General features: G+C 67.2%; 14 protein-coding genes. 10 read left to right on the top strand and 4 right to left on the bottom strand.

Annotated features, from left to right (window positions below; translation table 11 throughout):
- Positions 1-2: 2 nt before the first annotated feature.
- A complete protein-coding gene (locus V6M56_RS05560; protein ID WP_332681947.1) occupies positions 3-3,158 on the top strand; it encodes an efflux RND transporter permease subunit in 3,156 nt (1,051 codons plus the stop codon).
- 135 nt (positions 3,159-3,293) lie between these two features.
- Here the strand turns inward: V6M56_RS05560 and V6M56_RS05555 are convergent, their stop codons facing one another.
- Together V6M56_RS05555 and V6M56_RS05550 are read right to left on the bottom strand one after the other, a co-directional pair.
- Positions 3,294-3,818 (bottom strand): hypothetical protein, encoded by a 525-nt coding sequence (locus tag V6M56_RS05555; RefSeq protein ID WP_332681945.1) that lies wholly within the window; start codon positions 3,816-3,818, stop codon positions 3,294-3,296.
- Between the two features lie 92 nt (positions 3,819-3,910).
- Complete coding sequence (locus tag V6M56_RS05550; RefSeq protein ID WP_332681943.1) at positions 3,911-4,438, bottom strand: winged helix-turn-helix transcriptional regulator; 528 nt, start codon at positions 4,436-4,438, stop codon at positions 3,911-3,913.
- A gap of 111 nt (positions 4,439-4,549) precedes the next feature.
- Between V6M56_RS05550 and V6M56_RS05545 the strand changes: the two genes are divergently transcribed.
- Complete coding sequence (locus V6M56_RS05545; RefSeq protein ID WP_332681941.1) at positions 4,550-5,101, top strand: dihydrofolate reductase family protein; 552 nt, start codon at positions 4,550-4,552, stop codon at positions 5,099-5,101.
- Between the two features lie 40 nt (positions 5,102-5,141).
- On the opposite strand, the gene V6M56_RS05540 is transcribed toward V6M56_RS05545, so the two are convergent.
- On the bottom strand, positions 5,142-6,053 hold the full coding sequence (locus tag V6M56_RS05540) for a DMT family transporter (RefSeq protein WP_332681940.1): 912 nt from the start codon (positions 6,051-6,053) through the stop codon (positions 5,142-5,144).
- A gap of 222 nt (positions 6,054-6,275) precedes the next feature.
- Here V6M56_RS05540 and V6M56_RS05535 point away from each other — a divergent pair, with 222 nt between their 5' ends.
- Entirely contained in the window at positions 6,276-7,142 is an 867-nt protein-coding gene (locus V6M56_RS05535) for a LysR family transcriptional regulator (RefSeq protein ID WP_332681939.1), read from the top strand.
- A 124-nt stretch (positions 7,143-7,266) separates the two neighbouring features.
- On the opposite strand, the gene hppD is transcribed toward V6M56_RS05535, so the two are convergent.
- On the bottom strand, positions 7,267-8,400 hold the full coding sequence (gene hppD, locus V6M56_RS05530; protein WP_332682040.1) for a 4-hydroxyphenylpyruvate dioxygenase: 1,134 nt from the start codon (positions 8,398-8,400) through the stop codon (positions 7,267-7,269).
- Between the two features lie 128 nt (positions 8,401-8,528).
- On the opposite strand from hppD, the gene V6M56_RS05525 reads away from it, so the two are divergent.
- From V6M56_RS05525 to V6M56_RS05495, 7 genes are all read left to right on the top strand, one after another.
- The gene (locus V6M56_RS05525) at positions 8,529-8,999 is read left to right on the top strand and encodes an Lrp/AsnC family transcriptional regulator (RefSeq protein WP_332681937.1); all 471 of its coding nucleotides are present in this window, start codon (positions 8,529-8,531) and stop codon (positions 8,997-8,999) included.
- Positions 9,000-9,054: 55 nt separating this feature from the next.
- On the top strand, positions 9,055-9,636 hold the full coding sequence (locus V6M56_RS05520; RefSeq protein WP_332681935.1) for a cob(I)yrinic acid a,c-diamide adenosyltransferase: 582 nt from the start codon (positions 9,055-9,057) through the stop codon (positions 9,634-9,636).
- A gap of 12 nt (positions 9,637-9,648) precedes the next feature.
- Entirely contained in the window at positions 9,649-10,338 is a 690-nt protein-coding gene (locus tag V6M56_RS05515; RefSeq protein ID WP_332681934.1) for a rhomboid family intramembrane serine protease, read from the top strand.
- Between the two features lie 147 nt (positions 10,339-10,485).
- On the top strand, positions 10,486-11,235 hold the full coding sequence (locus tag V6M56_RS05510; RefSeq protein ID WP_332681932.1) for an electron transfer flavoprotein subunit beta/FixA family protein: 750 nt from the start codon (positions 10,486-10,488) through the stop codon (positions 11,233-11,235).
- A gap of 4 nt (positions 11,236-11,239) precedes the next feature.
- Positions 11,240-12,187, top strand: a complete 948-nt coding sequence (locus V6M56_RS05505; RefSeq protein ID WP_332681930.1) for an electron transfer flavoprotein subunit alpha/FixB family protein — start codon at positions 11,240-11,242, stop codon at positions 12,185-12,187.
- Positions 12,188-12,434: 247 nt separating this feature from the next.
- Complete coding sequence (locus V6M56_RS05500; protein ID WP_332681928.1) at positions 12,435-13,316, top strand: 3-hydroxybutyryl-CoA dehydrogenase; 882 nt, start codon at positions 12,435-12,437, stop codon at positions 13,314-13,316.
- Between the two features lie 332 nt (positions 13,317-13,648).
- Entirely contained in the window at positions 13,649-14,206 is a 558-nt protein-coding gene (locus tag V6M56_RS05495; protein ID WP_332681926.1) for an HNH endonuclease, read from the top strand.
- Positions 14,207-14,310: the final 104 nt, after the last annotated feature.

Here is a 14,310-nt window from a genome sequence, read left to right as displayed (position 1 = left end):
CGATGGACATCAACTTCTCAGCCTGGTCGATCCGCAAGCCGGTTCCGGCGATCCTGCTCTTCGTCGTGCTCTGCGTGCTCGGCCTGCTCTCGTTCTCGAAGCTGCCGGTGACGCGCTTCCCGAACATCGACGTGCCGCTGGTCTCGGTGACGGTGACGCAGTCCGGCGCCGCGCCGGCCGAACTCGAAAGCCAGGTCAGCAAGCGCGTCGAGGACGCGGTCGCCAACATCACCGGCGTCAAGCATGTGATGTCGACGCTGACCGACGGCTCCTCGGCGACGATCATCGAGTTCCGCCTGGAGACCGATACCGACCGGGCCGTCAACGACGTCAAGGACGCCATCGCCAAGATCAGGGCCGACCTGCCGCGCCAGATCGACGAGCCGGTGATCCAGCGCATCGATGTCGAGGGCCAGTCGATCCTGACCTATGGCGCGGCCTCGGCCGGCATGACGCTGGAGCAGCTCTCCTGGCATGTCGACGATGTCGTCGCGCGCGAACTGCAGGGGCTGAAGGGCGTCGGCCGGGTCGAGCGCTATGGCGGCGTCGACCGCGAGATCCGGATCTCGCTCGATCCCGACCGGCTGCTGGCGCTCGGCACCACCGCCGGCGAGGTCAACCGCCAGATCCGCGCCACCAATGTCGACCTCGCCGGCGGGCGCGGCGAGGTCGGCGGCCAGGAGCAGGCGATCCGCACCCTGGCCGGGGCGCGCAGCGTCGCCGAACTCGCCGAGAGCAAGATCCAGCTCACCGGCGGGCGCGAGGTCCGCCTGAAGGAGCTCGGCCGCGTCGAGGATTCCAATTCCGAGCCGCGCGCCTTCGGCCGGCTCGACAAGCAGCCGGTCGTCACCTTCGCGGTGTTCCGCTCCAAGGGCTCGAGCGAGCTCTCGGTCAAGGACGTCGTCTCGGCCAGGATCGACGAGCTCAACAAGCGCTATCCCGATATCGCGCTCAAACCGATCGACGACGCCGTCGCCTACACCTACGGCAACTACAAGGCGGCGATGGAGACGCTGCTGGAGGGCGCAGGCCTCGCCGTGCTCGTCGTCTTCCTGTTCCTGCGCAACTGGCGCGCCACGCTGATCACCGCCATTGCCCTGCCGCTCTCGGCCATCCCGACCTTCTGGGTGATGGAGCTGATGGGCTTCTCGCTCAACCTGGTCAGCCTGCTCGGCATCACGCTGGTCACCGGCATCCTGGTCGACGACGCCATCGTCGAGATCGAGAACATCGTCCGGCACATGAAGATGGGCAAATCGCCCTATCGCGCCGCGATGGAGGCGGCCGACGAGATCGGGCTCGCGGTCATCGCGATCACCCTGACCATCGTCGCGATCTTCGCGCCGGTCTCGTTCATGGGCGGCGTCGCCGGGCAATATTTCCGCCAGTTCGGCCTGACGGTCGCGGTCGCGGTGCTGTTCTCGCTCCTGGTCGCGCGCCTGATCACGCCGATGATGGCGGCCTATCTGATGAAGCCGGTGAAGCATCACGACGCCAAGGACGGCTTCGTCATGCGCGGCTATGTCGGCCTGCTGAAGGCGACGCTGAAGGTTCGCTATCTGACGCTGGTGATCGGCTTCGGATTCCTCTGGGCCTCGATCCAGGCGACCTCGCTGCTGCCGACCGGCTTCATCCCGGACGAGGACACCTCGCGCGTCGTGGCTTCCGTCGAGCTGCCGCCCGGCGCGACGCTGGAGGACACCCGCGTCACCACCGACAAGATCGTCGACAAGCTGCACGAGATCCCGGAGGTGACGCAGGTCTTCGTGCTCGGCGGCGCCTCGCCGACCGGCCAGCGCGAGGTCCGGCGCGCCGCGGTGACGATCCTGCTGCTGCCCAAGAACCAGCGCGAGGCCAGGCAGAAGGACCTCAAGGCGGTGATCGCCGAGAAGCTCGCCTCGGTTCCCGATGTCCGCGCCTGGTATGTCAACGAGCGCGGCGAGCGCGAGATGGCCTTCTCGATCCTCTCCAAGGACGGGCCGGCGCTGGACGAGGCGGTGGCGCGGATCGAGGCGCGGATGCGCAAGGTCGACGGCTATCTCAATGTCGCCACCGCCGGCTCGCTGAGCCGGCCGGAGCTGCGCGTCACGCCCAAGCTCGAGCGGGCCGCCAGTCTCGGCGTCACGCCGGAGGCGATCTCCGAGGCGATCCGGGTCGCGACCATCGGCGACATCGGCGCCAACCTCGCCAAGTTCAATGCCGGCGACCGGCTGGTGCCGATCCGCGTCCAGCTCGACGAGGCGGCGCGCACCGACATCCGCAACATCGCCGCGCTGCGCGTCACCAATGTCAACGGCATCTCGATCCCGCTGACCGCCGTCGCCGAGATCGGCTTCGGCGAGGGCCCGTCCTCGATCGACCGCTATGACCGCGTCCGCCGCGCCGCCATCGGCGCCGACCTGAAGCGCGGCTTCGAGCTCGGCACGGCGCAAAGCAAGTTCGAGGAGATCGTCAAGGAGGTCGGCCTGCCCGAGGGCGTGCGCATCGCCGCCACCGGCGACGCCGAGATCCAGGGCGAGGTCGTGCAGGGCTTCATCACGGCGATGACCACCGGGCTGATGCTGGTGCTCGCCGTGCTGATCCTGCTGTTCGGCTCGGTCTTCCAGCCGATCACCATCCTGCTCTCGCTGCCGCTCTCCTTCGGCGGCGTGGTCATCGCCCTGCTCGCGACCCAGAATCCGGTGTCGATGCCGGTCTATATCGGCCTCCTGATGCTGATGGGCATCGTCACCAAGAATGCGATCATGCTGGTCGATTTCGCGGTCGAGGAGGTGGCGCGCGGCAAGGACCGGATGACGGCGCTGATCGAATCCGGCCGCAAGCGCGCAAGGCCGATCGTGATGACCACCATCGCCATGGCGGCCGGCATGCTGCCTTCCGCCTATGGCGTCGGCGATGGCGGCGAGTTCCGCGCGCCGATGGCGATCGCGGTGATCGGCGGGCTGATCGTCTCGACCGTGCTCTCGCTCGTGTTCGTGCCGTCCTTCTACACGGTGATGGACGATCTCGGCCGCCTGCTGAGCTGGGCCTTCGGCCGCTTCTTCAGCAAGGCCGAGGACGAGAGCAAATGGGAAGCGATCCATGACGAGGAGACCCCGGGCGAGGCCAGCGCCAAGGCGATGACGCGCCCGCCGCCGCCAAGGCTGGCGGCGGAATAGGCGCGAGAACGTCATTGCGAGGAGCGAAGCGACGAAGCAATCCAGGGGACGTAGAGCGAGCCCTTCTGGATTGCTTCGCTTACGCTCGCAATGACGGGGAGGATACCGCATCGCTCAAACGCGAAGCCGCTGGTATCAGATCTCGTTCAGCGCCAGATCGAGATTTTGCCCCTGGCCGGGCTTGCTGCCGCGCAGCGTCAGCGCGATGCCGTCCTGCCGCCGGCTGATCGTCAGGGTCGCAGGCGGGTTCGGCCGGACGCTCTCCGCCGTCTCGGTGAAGGCGAGGGTCAGCCGCTGGCCCTGCCGCGCACCGGAAAGGTCGGCCACCGTTCCCGTGCTCTCCCTGAACCCGCCATCATAGCGCCGGGTCTTTTGATCATGGCGGAGCTCGATCTGGATCGTGGCGCTGAAGATGGCCGCCGTCCTGCAGGTGCCGTTCAGGCTCAGCCGGGAGCCCTGCTGGTCGCCCTTGAACTCGCAGTTCAGCGAGCGGCTGCTCCCGCCGGCATTTTCGAGGGTGCCGGTGCCGCTGAAGCGGCCCTCGAACGATTTGAGGAAAGCGGCCTCGCCGCTCTCGGCCTCCTGCTGGGCAGCGCCCGGCTGCACCAGCGTCAACGCCAGCATCGCGGCGAAGGTCGTCGCCAGGTGATGAGGTTTCATGGTTGCTCCTCCTGCCGGCTAAACGTCGGAGGAGCCGTTTTGATCTGTCACGCGCGAAAATAAGCCGGCGCGGGCAGGCGGCGGACCAAACCTCACGCCACGGCCGGCTCCGCTTCTGCCGTTTCCGCCGGCGCCTTGCGCTCCAGCGCAAGGCGATAGGCCTCGGTCAGTTCGCCGAGTACGGATTGGGCCGGCTGCGGCGCGCCGAGATGGAGGAAGCGCAGCTCCTCCATGAACTTCGCCCAGAGCGCCGGGCCACCCTCGGCGAGTATTTCGGCGCGGACCGACATCTCCGGCGTCACCGGCAGGAAACGCCGGCCCCAGTCGGCCATCGCGGCGAAGACCGGCACCAGCGAGATCGCCATCTCGGTCAGGCTGTAGATGCCCTTCTGCTTGTGGGAGGCGTCGTCGCGGCGCGAGATCAGTCCGTTCGCGAGCAGGCGCTTCAGCCGGTCGGCGAGAATGTTCGAGGCGATGCCCTCGTCCGATTTCGCCAGCAGCTCGCGAAAGTGCCGGCGGTTGCCGAACATCATGTCGCGCAGGACGATGAGGCTCCAGCGATCCCCGAGGATTTCGAGCGTCAGGTTGATCGGGCAACCCGAGCGGCCGGTCTCTTTCATGTGCGCCTCCAAAACCGCTTGCATTCTACAATCAGTTTGGTTAGAAGCCAACTGCTTGCAAATCGCAAGCGGTTTTGACCGGCGCCGTCGAGCGCCTGCAGGGAGGATGCGATGGCCAAGGTGATCGTCTGGAACCTCGTGACGCTGGACGGCTATTTCGAGGGCACGGAGAAATGGGACCTCTCGTTTCACAACGACGCCTGGGGCGAGGAGCTGGATGCGCTCAGCAAGGAGTTCGGCCAGCGCGCTCAATGCCTCGTCTTCGGCCGCGTCACACATGACGGCATGAAGGCCTACTGGGCGACAGCCGATGACGGCGAGGTCACGCGCTACATGAACGCGCTGCCCAAGCTCGTCGCCTCGCGCAGCGTTCAGAGCTCCGACTGGAACAACACCCGCGTCACCGCCGATATCATAAGCGAGATCGCCAAGCTGCGGGCTGCCGCGGGCAAAGATGTCCTCGTCTTCGGCAGTGCCGAGCTGGTCGACTCGCTGCTCGCGGCGAACCAGATCGACGAGCTGATGCTGGCGGTGGTGCCGGTACAGCTCGGTGCCGGCACGCCGCTGTTCAAGGCCGGCGCGGAAAGGCGGAAGCTCGACCTGCTGGAGAGCCGCCCCTTGAAGAACGGAACGGTGATCCTGCGCTATGCGACAGGTGCTTGAGCGGGCGGGTTGCCGCGTCCGGGAAGGGAGAGGCCCGGGCCTATCCCTTCCGCACCATCAGCACCGCCGCCAGGATCGCGACGCCGCCGAAGGCCTGCGCCGGCGATGGCTGCTCGGCGAAGATCGCCCAGGCGGCGAGCACCGAGACCAGCGCCGGCCAGACCATGACCAGCGAGGCGGCGTTGGCGCCGTAATGGCCGAGCGCCAGGGTGATCAGGCCCTGGCCCATGGCATGCGAGACCAGGCCGAGCGCGGCGACGGCGAGCCAGCCGGTCAGGCTCTGCGGCAGCACGGTCTCGCCGAGGGCGAAGGCGGCAACCAGACAGAAGACGGCGCAGATCGCGCTTGAGATCAGGCCGATGCGCCCGGCCGCGGCGCGGTTGCGGGCGCGGCGCACGGCAAGGATATAGGCGGCATAGGAGAAGGCGGCGCCGATGGCGAGGGTGTCGCCGAGCAGGGCGCCGGGGGCGGCCGGCGCCGCGCCGGAGAGCTTCGGCAGCACCAGCATGCCGGCGCCGCCGAGCGCCAGCAGCAGCGCGCCGAGGATGCGCCGCGTCGGCTTCTCGCCGAACAGCAGCCAGCCGCCGAGGATGACGCCGACCGGCGAGAGATTGCCGAGCAGCGAGGCATTGGCGATGGTCGTGAAGCCGAGCGAGGCATTGTAGAGCATGACGTCGACGCCGAAGGCGAGGCCGGCGAGCGCGATCGGCCACATGGCGCCCGGTCTGACGCGGCCCGCTCCGGCGCGCCGATCCTCCAGCGCCATCCAGGCGCCGAGCACCGGCAGCGCGAAGAGCACGCGCCAGAAACCGGCCGCCGCCGGCCCGACATCGGCGAAGCGCACGAAGATGCCGGAGAAGCCGATGCAGGTCGCGCCCAGCATCAGGATCAGGAACATGCCGAGCGCCGGCGACGCCGGGCGGTCGGAAAGGGTGAGGCCGGGGGCGGACATGGTCGGCTTTCGGTCGCTGCGTGCGAGCCCTCATCCTGAGGAGCCGCGAGAGCGGCGTCTCGAAGGATGATCCAGAGGGCGCTGGACCATCCTTCGAGACGCGATCCGCGATCGCTCCTCAGGATGAGGGCTGTCTTGATACCCGCCGATATAAGATGCTTCCTGCAATCGGAAAAACGGATTATTCTGATTCATCTATTGGCGTTTCCGATGGAGACCCGCATGCCCACCCATCTCGATCTCGACGCGCTCGCCATGCTGGTCGCGGTCGCCGAGACCGGCGGCTTCACCGCGGCCGGCGTGAGGCTCGGGCGCACCCAATCGGCGATCTCGGGCCGGATTCAGGACCTCGAGGCGACGCTCGGCCGGCAATTGCTGGAGCGCTCGCGCCGCGGCGTCACGCCGACGCAGGCCGGCGAGCGGCTGCTCGCCCATGCGCGCCGGCTGCTCGCCGTCGAGCGCGAGGCGCGGGCCGAGCTGGAGGGCGACAAGGCAACCGGGCGGCTGCGCATCGGCCTGCCGGACGACTATGTCGACGCCTATCTGCGCCCGCTGATCATGCGCTTTGCCGAGGAGCATCCGCGCGTCGAGATCGAGGTGCATTGCGAGCTCTCGAAGCGGATCGAGCCGGCGGTCGCCGCCGGCGAGCTCGACCTTGCAGTGATCACCCAGGATCCGGGCCGGCCGAAGGGCGAACGGCTGCGGCGCGAGCCGCTGGTCTGGGTCGCGGCGCGCGGCCATCGGCCCGAGCTGGAGGAGACCTTGCCGCTCGGCCTGTTCAACGAGGGCTGCCGGGCCAGGCCGCGCATCCTCGGGGCGCTCGAAGCCGCGGGCCGGCCGCACCGGCTGGTGTTCTCGTCCTCGCATATGGCCGGCCTGCTCTCGGCGGTCGAGGCGGGCCTGTGCGTCACGGCGATCACCGAGAGCGCCGCTCCGGCGACCCTGCGCCGCCTCGGTTCGCCCGAGAATCTGCCGGGCCTGTTCGAGCTCTCGGTCGCGCTGGTGATCGCGCCGCAGGCCGGGCTGGCAGCGCGGCATTTCGCCCAGGCGCTGCGCGAGGCGATGACCGCGCCGAAGCTGGCGGCGTGAGCGGACGCCGTCATGCTCGGGCGAAGACCCGAGCATCTCTTTCCGGAATGGCGCTGGCCGGCGCCTTCTCGTCCTGAGATTCTCGGGTCTGCGCTGCGCTTCGCCCGAGAATGACGCGGGGGCCCTACTCCGCCGCCTGCGGCTTCAGCACGCCGCGGCGGATCTGGTCCTCCTCGATCGATTCGAAGAGAGCCCGGAAATTGCCCTCGCCGAAGCCGTCATCGCCCTTGCGCTGGATGAACTCGAAGAAGATCGGGCCGACCACCGTGGCGGAGAAGATCTGCAGCAGCACCTTGCTCATCCGGCCGGCCTTCTCGCCGAGCGCGACCGCGCCCTCGCCGTCGATCAGGATGCCGTTGCTCTTGAGCCGCTCGACCGGCTCGCCATGGTTCGGCACGCGGGCGTCGACCTTCTCGTAATAGGTCGCGGGCGGCGCGGGCATGAAGGGCAGGCCGTTCGCCCGCAGCTTCTCGACGCTGGCATAGATGTCGCGGGCGCCGAGCGCGACATGCTGGATGCCCTCGCCCTTGTACTGGCGCAGGTACTCCTCGATCTGGCTCTTGTCGTCGAGCGACTCGTTGATCGGGATGCGGATCTTGCCGCAGGGCGAGGTCAAAGCGCGCGAGATCAGCCCGGTGAGCTTGCCCTCGATGTTGAAGAAGCGGATCTCGCGGAAATTGAAGAGCTTGCCGTACCAGTCGGCCCAATGGTCCATGCGGCCGCGCATGACGTTGTGGGTGAGGTGGTCGAGGTAATACATCCCGGCCTGCTCGGGATGCGGGTCTGGCTCGCCGAGCCATTCGAAGTCGACGTCCCAGATCGAGCCCTTCTCGCCATAGCGCTCGACGAAATAGAGCAGCGAGCCGCCGATGCCCTTCACCGCGGGGATGGCAAGCTCGCCCGGGCCGACGCGGCTCTCATAGGGCTCGGCGCCGAGCGAGACGGCGCGCTCGAAGGCGTGCCTGGCATCGACCACCCTGAAGGCCATGGCGCAGGCGCAGGGGCCGTGCGCGGCAGCGAAACCTTGCGCGAAGGAATCCGGCTCGGCGTTGACGACGAAGTTGACGTCGCCCTGGCGATAGAGCGTCACCGCTTTGGAGCGGTGCTTCGCCACCTTGGTGAAGCCCATGGTCTCGAACAGCGCGCCGAGCTTTTCCGGCTCGGGGTGGGCGTATTCGACGAACTCGAAGCCGTCGGTGCCCATCGGGTTGGCCTCGGAAATGGCGGGCGGGGCGGAATCGTGCGGGAACGGGCCCATGGCATTCTCCTCCTGATCGAACGTGAAGGACATGGTCTCGCGTCCGGCTGGCAATGGCCTTGCAAAATCGGGTTTCCAGGCGCTCTATTCGCACGGAACGTGCATGTTTAAGCTGAAAGGCTCACGGAATGGCCGTCCTCGACGCTTTCGACTGGCGCCTGATCGATGCCCTCCAGAACGATGCCTCGCTGACCAATGGCGCGCTGGCGGAGAAGGTCGGGCTGTCGCCGAGCCAGGTTTCGCGCCGGCGCCAGCGGCTCGAGCAGGAGGGCGTGGTGCGCGGCTATCGCGCTTTGATCGATCCGGAGGCGATCGGGCTTTCGGTCACCGTCTTCATCCATGTCGCGCTCAACACCCATTCGCGCGACAATGCCCGGCGCTTCCGCGATTTGGTGAAGCTGACGCCGGCGGTGCTCGAGGCCCATGCCCTGACCGGCGAGGCCGACTACATGCTTAAGGTCGCGGTCGGCGACCTCAAGGAATTGTCGCGGCTGGTGAACGAGATCCTGCTGCCGCATGAGAGCGTGGCGCGGGTGCGTTCCGAGATCGCGCTGGAAACACTGAAGGAGCCGGGCCTGCTGCCGCTGCCGATGGGTTGAGGGGGCGATTGAACCGCCCCCTTCCTCTCTCGCGGCGGCGCGCTATAACTCCCGCATGGTCATCCTCAACCGAATCTATACGCGCACCGGCGACGACGGCACCACGGCGCTCGCCACCGGGGCGCGCCGGCCGAAATTCGACCTGCGCATCGCCGCCTACGGCACCACCGACGAGACCAATGCCTGCATCGGCATGGCGCGGCTGCATTGCGCCGGCGAAGATGCTGAGGTCGACGCGATGCTGGGCCGCATCCAGAACGACCTGTTCGACCTCGGCGCCGAGCTCGCCTCCCCCGATACCGGCGAGAAGCTGGAATGGGAGCCGCTCAGGATCGTGCAGGCGCAGGTCGACCGGCTCGAAGCCGAGATCGACAGGCTGAACAAGGGCCTCGGCAGCTTACGCTCCTTCGTGCTGCCGGGCGGCACGCCCGCCGCCGCCCATCTGCACCTCGCGCGCACGGTCAGCCGGCGGGCGGAGCGGCTGATGGTCGAGCTCGCCGGCATCGAGGGCGAGAACGTCGCGCCGCCGGCGCTGAAGTTCATCAACCGCCTCTCCGATTTCCTGTTCGTCGCCTCCCGCTATCTCAACGCCAGGGCGGGGGGCGACGTGCTCTGGACGCCCGGCCAGAACCGGTAAGGGGACCGGGCCATGTTCGTGCCGCTGCATGACGGCGTGCCGATGCGCTTCCTGCGCGTCCCTTATGTCACCTATTGGCTGATCTGCCTGTGCATCGCGATCCGGCTCGGCATCCATCTCTTTGCCGATGAGGCGGGCGAGGTCGCCGTGCTCGCCGGGTTCGGGACGATTCCCTCGGTACTGTTCGGCGAGGCGATGCTGCCCGAGGAGCTCTACAAGGCACCACCCTGGCTGACGCTGGCGACGGGCATCCTGTTCCATGCCAGCTTCGCGCATCTGGTCGGCAACATGCTGTTCCTCTGGGTCTTCGGCGACAATGTCGAGGATGCGATGGGGCATGTCCGCTTCCTGGTCTTCTTCGTGCTCTGCGGCATGGCGGGCGCCATCCTTCATGCGCTGATGAATCCTGAATCGCCGCAGCCTTTGGTCGGCGCCTCGGGCGCGATTTCCGGCGTGATCGCCTCCTATCTGATGCTCTACCCGCGCGTGCGGGTCTGGGGGCTGGCCTTCAAATGGATTCCGCTGCGGATTCCGGCGATGTATGCGCTCGGCGCCTGGATCCTGTTCCAGCTGCTGGCAGCCCTGTTCGACACGCAGGGCGCCGTCGGCTGGTGGGCGCATCTCGGCGGACTCGGTGCCGGCGCGGTGCTGACCCCGCTCCTGGTCCGGCGCGGCCTGCCGCTGTTCGGCCGTCCGGCATGAACCCGGCGCGACCTTCGCGACGTTGACAACGGCAAATTCCCATCGCTACGGTCCCCGCGCATTCCAGCCGAGAGCCGCGATGCCGAACTGCCGCCATTTCGTTCGGCTCCGGCCCGCGGTCCACCTCTCCCGAACGGTGAAGCGCCCATGAAGATCCTCGTGCCTGTCAAGCGGGTTGTCGATTACAATGTGAAGATCCGCGTGAAGGCGGACGGCTCGGGTGTCGAGCTGGCCAATGTCAAGATGTCGATGAATCCCTTCGACGAGATCGCCGTCGAGGAGGCGCTGCGCCTCAAGGAAGCCGGCAAGGCGACCGAGGTCGTCGTCGTCTCGATCGGCCCGGCGCAGGCGGCGGAGACGATCCGCACCGGCCTCGCCATGGGTGCCGATCGCGGCATCCTGGTCAAGGTCGACGGCACGGTCGAGCCGCTCGCCGTCGCCAAGCTCCTGAAAAGCATCGTCGAGCAGGAGACGCCGGAACTCGTCATCCTCGGCAAGCAGGCGATCGACGACGACGCCAACCAGACCGGCCAGATGCTGGCGGCGCTGCTCGGCTGGCCGCAGGGCACCTTCGCCTCGAAGGTCACGGTTGGCGACGGCTCTGTCGATGTCATCCGCGAGGTCGATGGCGGCCTGCAGACGGTGGCCCTGAAGCTGCCGGCGATCATCACCACCGATCTGCGCCTGAACGAGCCGCGCTATGCCTCGCTGCCGAACATCATGAAGGCGAAGAAGAAGCCGCTCGACGAGACCAGCGCCGAGGCGCTCGGCGTCGATGTCGCGCCCCGTCTCAAGGTGCTGAAGACGGCCGAGCCGCCGAGCCGCTCGGCCGGCGTCAAGGTCGGATCGGTCGCCGAACTGGTCTCGAAGCTGAAGAACGAAGCGGGAGTGCTCTGAAACCATGACGACGCTGCTGCTCGCCAAGCACGACAACAAGGCCCTCAACGAAGCGACCCGCAAGGCGCTGACCGCCGCCAAGGCGCTCGGCGCCCCGGTCCATGTCCTGGTCGCCGGCCACAACGCCAAGGCCGTCGCCGAAGCCGCCGCCAGGCTCGACGGCGTCGAGAAGGTGCTGCATGCCGAAGGCGCCGCCTATGAGCACCGCCTCGCCGAGCCGCTCGCGGCGCTGATCGTCTCGCTCGCCGGTTCCTATGACGCGCTCGTCGCGCCGGGCACCACGACCGGCAAGAACGTGATGCCGCGGGTCGCCGCTTTGCTCGACGTGATGCAGGTCTCGGAAGTGACCAAGGTCGTTTCGGCCGACACGTTCGAGCGCCCGATCTATGCCGGCAACGCCATCCAGACGGTGCAGAGCGGCGATGCCAAGAAGGTCATCACCGTGCGCGGCGCCTCCTTCCACGCGGCCGGCGACGGCTCCGCGACCGCTCCGATCGAGAGCGTCGCGGCGGTGGAGGATACCGGCATTTCGAGCTTCAAGGGCGAGGAGGTCGCCAAGTCCGACCGTCCGGAGCTCGCCTCGGCCAGGATCATCGTCTCGGGCGGGCGGGCGCTCGCCTCGGCCGAGAATTTCGGCAAGGTGATCGAGCCGGTCGCCGACAAGCTCGGCGCGGCGATGGGCGCCTCGCGCGCCGCCGTCGATGCCGGCTATGCTCCGAACGACTGGCAGGTCGGCCAGACCGGCAAGGTCGTGGCGCCGGATCTCTATGTCGCGGTCGGCATCTCGGGCGCGATCCAGCATCTCGCCGGCATGAAGGACTCCAAGGTCATCGTCGCGATCAACAAGGACGAGGAGGCGCCGATCTTCCAGGTCGCCGATTACGGCCTGGTCGGCGATCTCTTCACCATCATGCCCGAGCTCGCAAAAGAGCTCGAGAAGATCGGAAAATAGGCCGTATCTGCGGGCCGCCGAGCTGCGGCAGCCCGCGCTGGAGCAGAATGCGAACGGGCGGAACCGCTTTTTCGCCTTCTGCTCTAACTCTATATTGGGAGACGGATCAGGCTTTAGGGCGGCGGCGCTGCGCGGTTCCACCTGAAGGCATCTGTCTCTGAGCTATTGATAGAGAACGCGGACCCGATCAGATTGCGCCGCAATCTGATCGGCGCGTGCTCTAGCCACCGGGAAACAGAAGCGTCACATGGACCAACAGATCAGGACGATCGGCATCATCGGCGCCGGGCAGATGGGCAACGGCATCGCCCATGTGGCGTCGGTAGCCGGGTTCGAGGTCAAGCTGCACGACATCGCCGAGGACCGCATCAACGCGGCGCTGGCGACGATCGACGGCAACATGGCAAGGCAGGTCTCGAAGGGCGCGATCGCCGACGAGATCCGGCGCGACGCCATGGCGCGGATTTCGGCGGCGCCTGCGCTCGACGGCCTTGGCGCCTGCGACCTGGTGATCGAGGCCGCGACCGAGAGCGAGGAGGTCAAGCGCAAGATCTTCACCGCGGTCTGCCCCTATCTGCGGCCGGACGCGCTGCTCGCCTCCAACACCTCCTCGATCTCGATCACCCGCCTCGCCGCCGCCACCGACCGGCCGGAGCGCTTCATCGGCATCCATTTCATGAATCCGGTGCCGCTGATGCAGCTCGTCGAGCTGATCCGCGGCATCGCCACCGACGACCACACCTTCGAGCTCGCCAAGGACTTCGTCGGCCGGCTGCACAAGACCGCCTCGGTCTCCGAGGATTTCCCGGCCTTCATCGTCAACCGCATCCTGCTGCCGATGATCAACGAGGCGGTCTACACGCTTTATGAGGGCGTCGGCTCGGTCGAGGCGATCGACACGGCGATGCGGCTCGGCGCCAATCACCCGATGGGCCCGCTCCAGCTCGCCGACTTCATCGGCCTCGACACCTGCCTTTCGGTGATGCAGGTGCTGCATGACGGGCTGGCCGATTCGAAATACCGGCCCTGCCCGCTGCTGGTGAAATATGTCGAGGCCGGCTGGCTCGGCCGCAAGACCAAGCGCGGCTTCTACGATTATCGCGGCGAGAAGCCGATCCCGACACGCTGAAGGCGCTGTCCCACATAGGTAAGCCGCATCGTCCCGGCCGCCGCGAAGCGGAGCGCCGGAATCCATCGTGACGCGCTGGAGCAGGATGCGAAAAAGTGGAGACCGGTTTTTCGGATTGATCCTGCTCTAGCTCTTTGATGCGAGTCCCAGGATAGATTCCGGAGCTGCGCGGCTTGTCCGGAATGACGGGCGCGCATGAAGCTCCGCCCCGCGCCGGCACACCATCTCGCCGCAGCCGCTTCACAATCCTGTCGTCTCGCGCTTACATTGTCGGGCTACGGGATTCGTCCGGCTGAACAAGCGGAGGCGCGATACGGGTGACGGCGCATGTAATGCATCCGATGGCTTCGCCGGACGGCTGTCCGGCTTTGGTGCTCAACGCCGATTTCCGGCCGCTGAGCTACTATCCTCTGTCGTTGTGGAGCTGGCAGGACGCGATCAAGGCGGTCTTCATGGACCGGGTCAACATCGTCTCCGAATACGACACCGTAGTGCGCAGCCCGAGCTTCAACATGAAGCTGCCCTCGGTGGTCTCGCTCAAGACCTATATCAAGCCGTCGCGGACGCCGGCCTTCACCCGCTTCAACGTCTTCCTGCGCGACCGTTTCGCCTGCCAGTACTGCCTGGCGCGCGACGAGCTGACCTTCGACCACGTCATCCCGCGTTCCAAGGGCGGCATGACGACCTGGGAGAACGTCGTCGCCGCCTGCTCGCCCTGCAATCTGCGCAAGGGCGACAAGCTGCCGAATGCCGTCGGCATGCTGCCGATGCAAAAGCCGTTCGCCCCGTCGATCAACGACCTGCACCGCAACGGCAAGCTCTTCCCGCCGAACTACCTGCACGACAGCTGGCTCGACTACCTCTACTGGGATTCGGAACTGGAGCCGTAAGCGCTCCGGGTACTCTCTCCGTCATTGCGAGCGCAGCGAAGCAATCCAGGGGCGGCAGAACCCTACGCCTCCCCTGGATTGCTTCGTCGCTTCGCTCCTCGCAA

Source organism: Allobosea sp., assembly GCF_036675845.1.
Taxonomy (GTDB): domain Bacteria; phylum Pseudomonadota; class Alphaproteobacteria; order Rhizobiales; family Beijerinckiaceae; genus Allobosea.
This window is presented reverse-complemented; position numbering and strand designations above follow the sequence as displayed.

Coding starts and splice junctions, on each gene's coding strand:
- V6M56_RS05560 (WP_332681947.1), top strand. CDS start 3: ATGGACATCAACTTCTCAGCCTGGTCGATCCGCAAGCCGGTTCCGGCG.
- V6M56_RS05555 (WP_332681945.1), bottom strand. CDS start 3,818: ATGAAACCTCATCACCTGGCGACGACCTTCGCCGCGATGCTGGCGTTG.
- V6M56_RS05550 (WP_332681943.1), bottom strand. CDS start 4,438: ATGAAAGAGACCGGCCGCTCGGGTTGCCCGATCAACCTGACGCTCGAA.
- V6M56_RS05545 (WP_332681941.1), top strand. CDS start 4,550: ATGGCCAAGGTGATCGTCTGGAACCTCGTGACGCTGGACGGCTATTTC.
- V6M56_RS05540 (WP_332681940.1), bottom strand. CDS start 6,053: ATGTCCGCCCCCGGCCTCACCCTTTCCGACCGCCCGGCGTCGCCGGCG.
- V6M56_RS05535 (WP_332681939.1), top strand. CDS start 6,276: ATGCCCACCCATCTCGATCTCGACGCGCTCGCCATGCTGGTCGCGGTC.
- hppD (WP_332682040.1), bottom strand. CDS start 8,400: ATGGGCCCGTTCCCGCACGATTCCGCCCCGCCCGCCATTTCCGAGGCC.
- V6M56_RS05525 (WP_332681937.1), top strand. CDS start 8,529: ATGGCCGTCCTCGACGCTTTCGACTGGCGCCTGATCGATGCCCTCCAG.
- V6M56_RS05520 (WP_332681935.1), top strand. CDS start 9,055: ATGGTCATCCTCAACCGAATCTATACGCGCACCGGCGACGACGGCACC.
- V6M56_RS05515 (WP_332681934.1), top strand. CDS start 9,649: ATGTTCGTGCCGCTGCATGACGGCGTGCCGATGCGCTTCCTGCGCGTC.
- V6M56_RS05510 (WP_332681932.1), top strand. CDS start 10,486: ATGAAGATCCTCGTGCCTGTCAAGCGGGTTGTCGATTACAATGTGAAG.
- V6M56_RS05505 (WP_332681930.1), top strand. CDS start 11,240: ATGACGACGCTGCTGCTCGCCAAGCACGACAACAAGGCCCTCAACGAA.
- V6M56_RS05500 (WP_332681928.1), top strand. CDS start 12,435: ATGGACCAACAGATCAGGACGATCGGCATCATCGGCGCCGGGCAGATG.
- V6M56_RS05495 (WP_332681926.1), top strand. CDS start 13,649: ATGCATCCGATGGCTTCGCCGGACGGCTGTCCGGCTTTGGTGCTCAAC.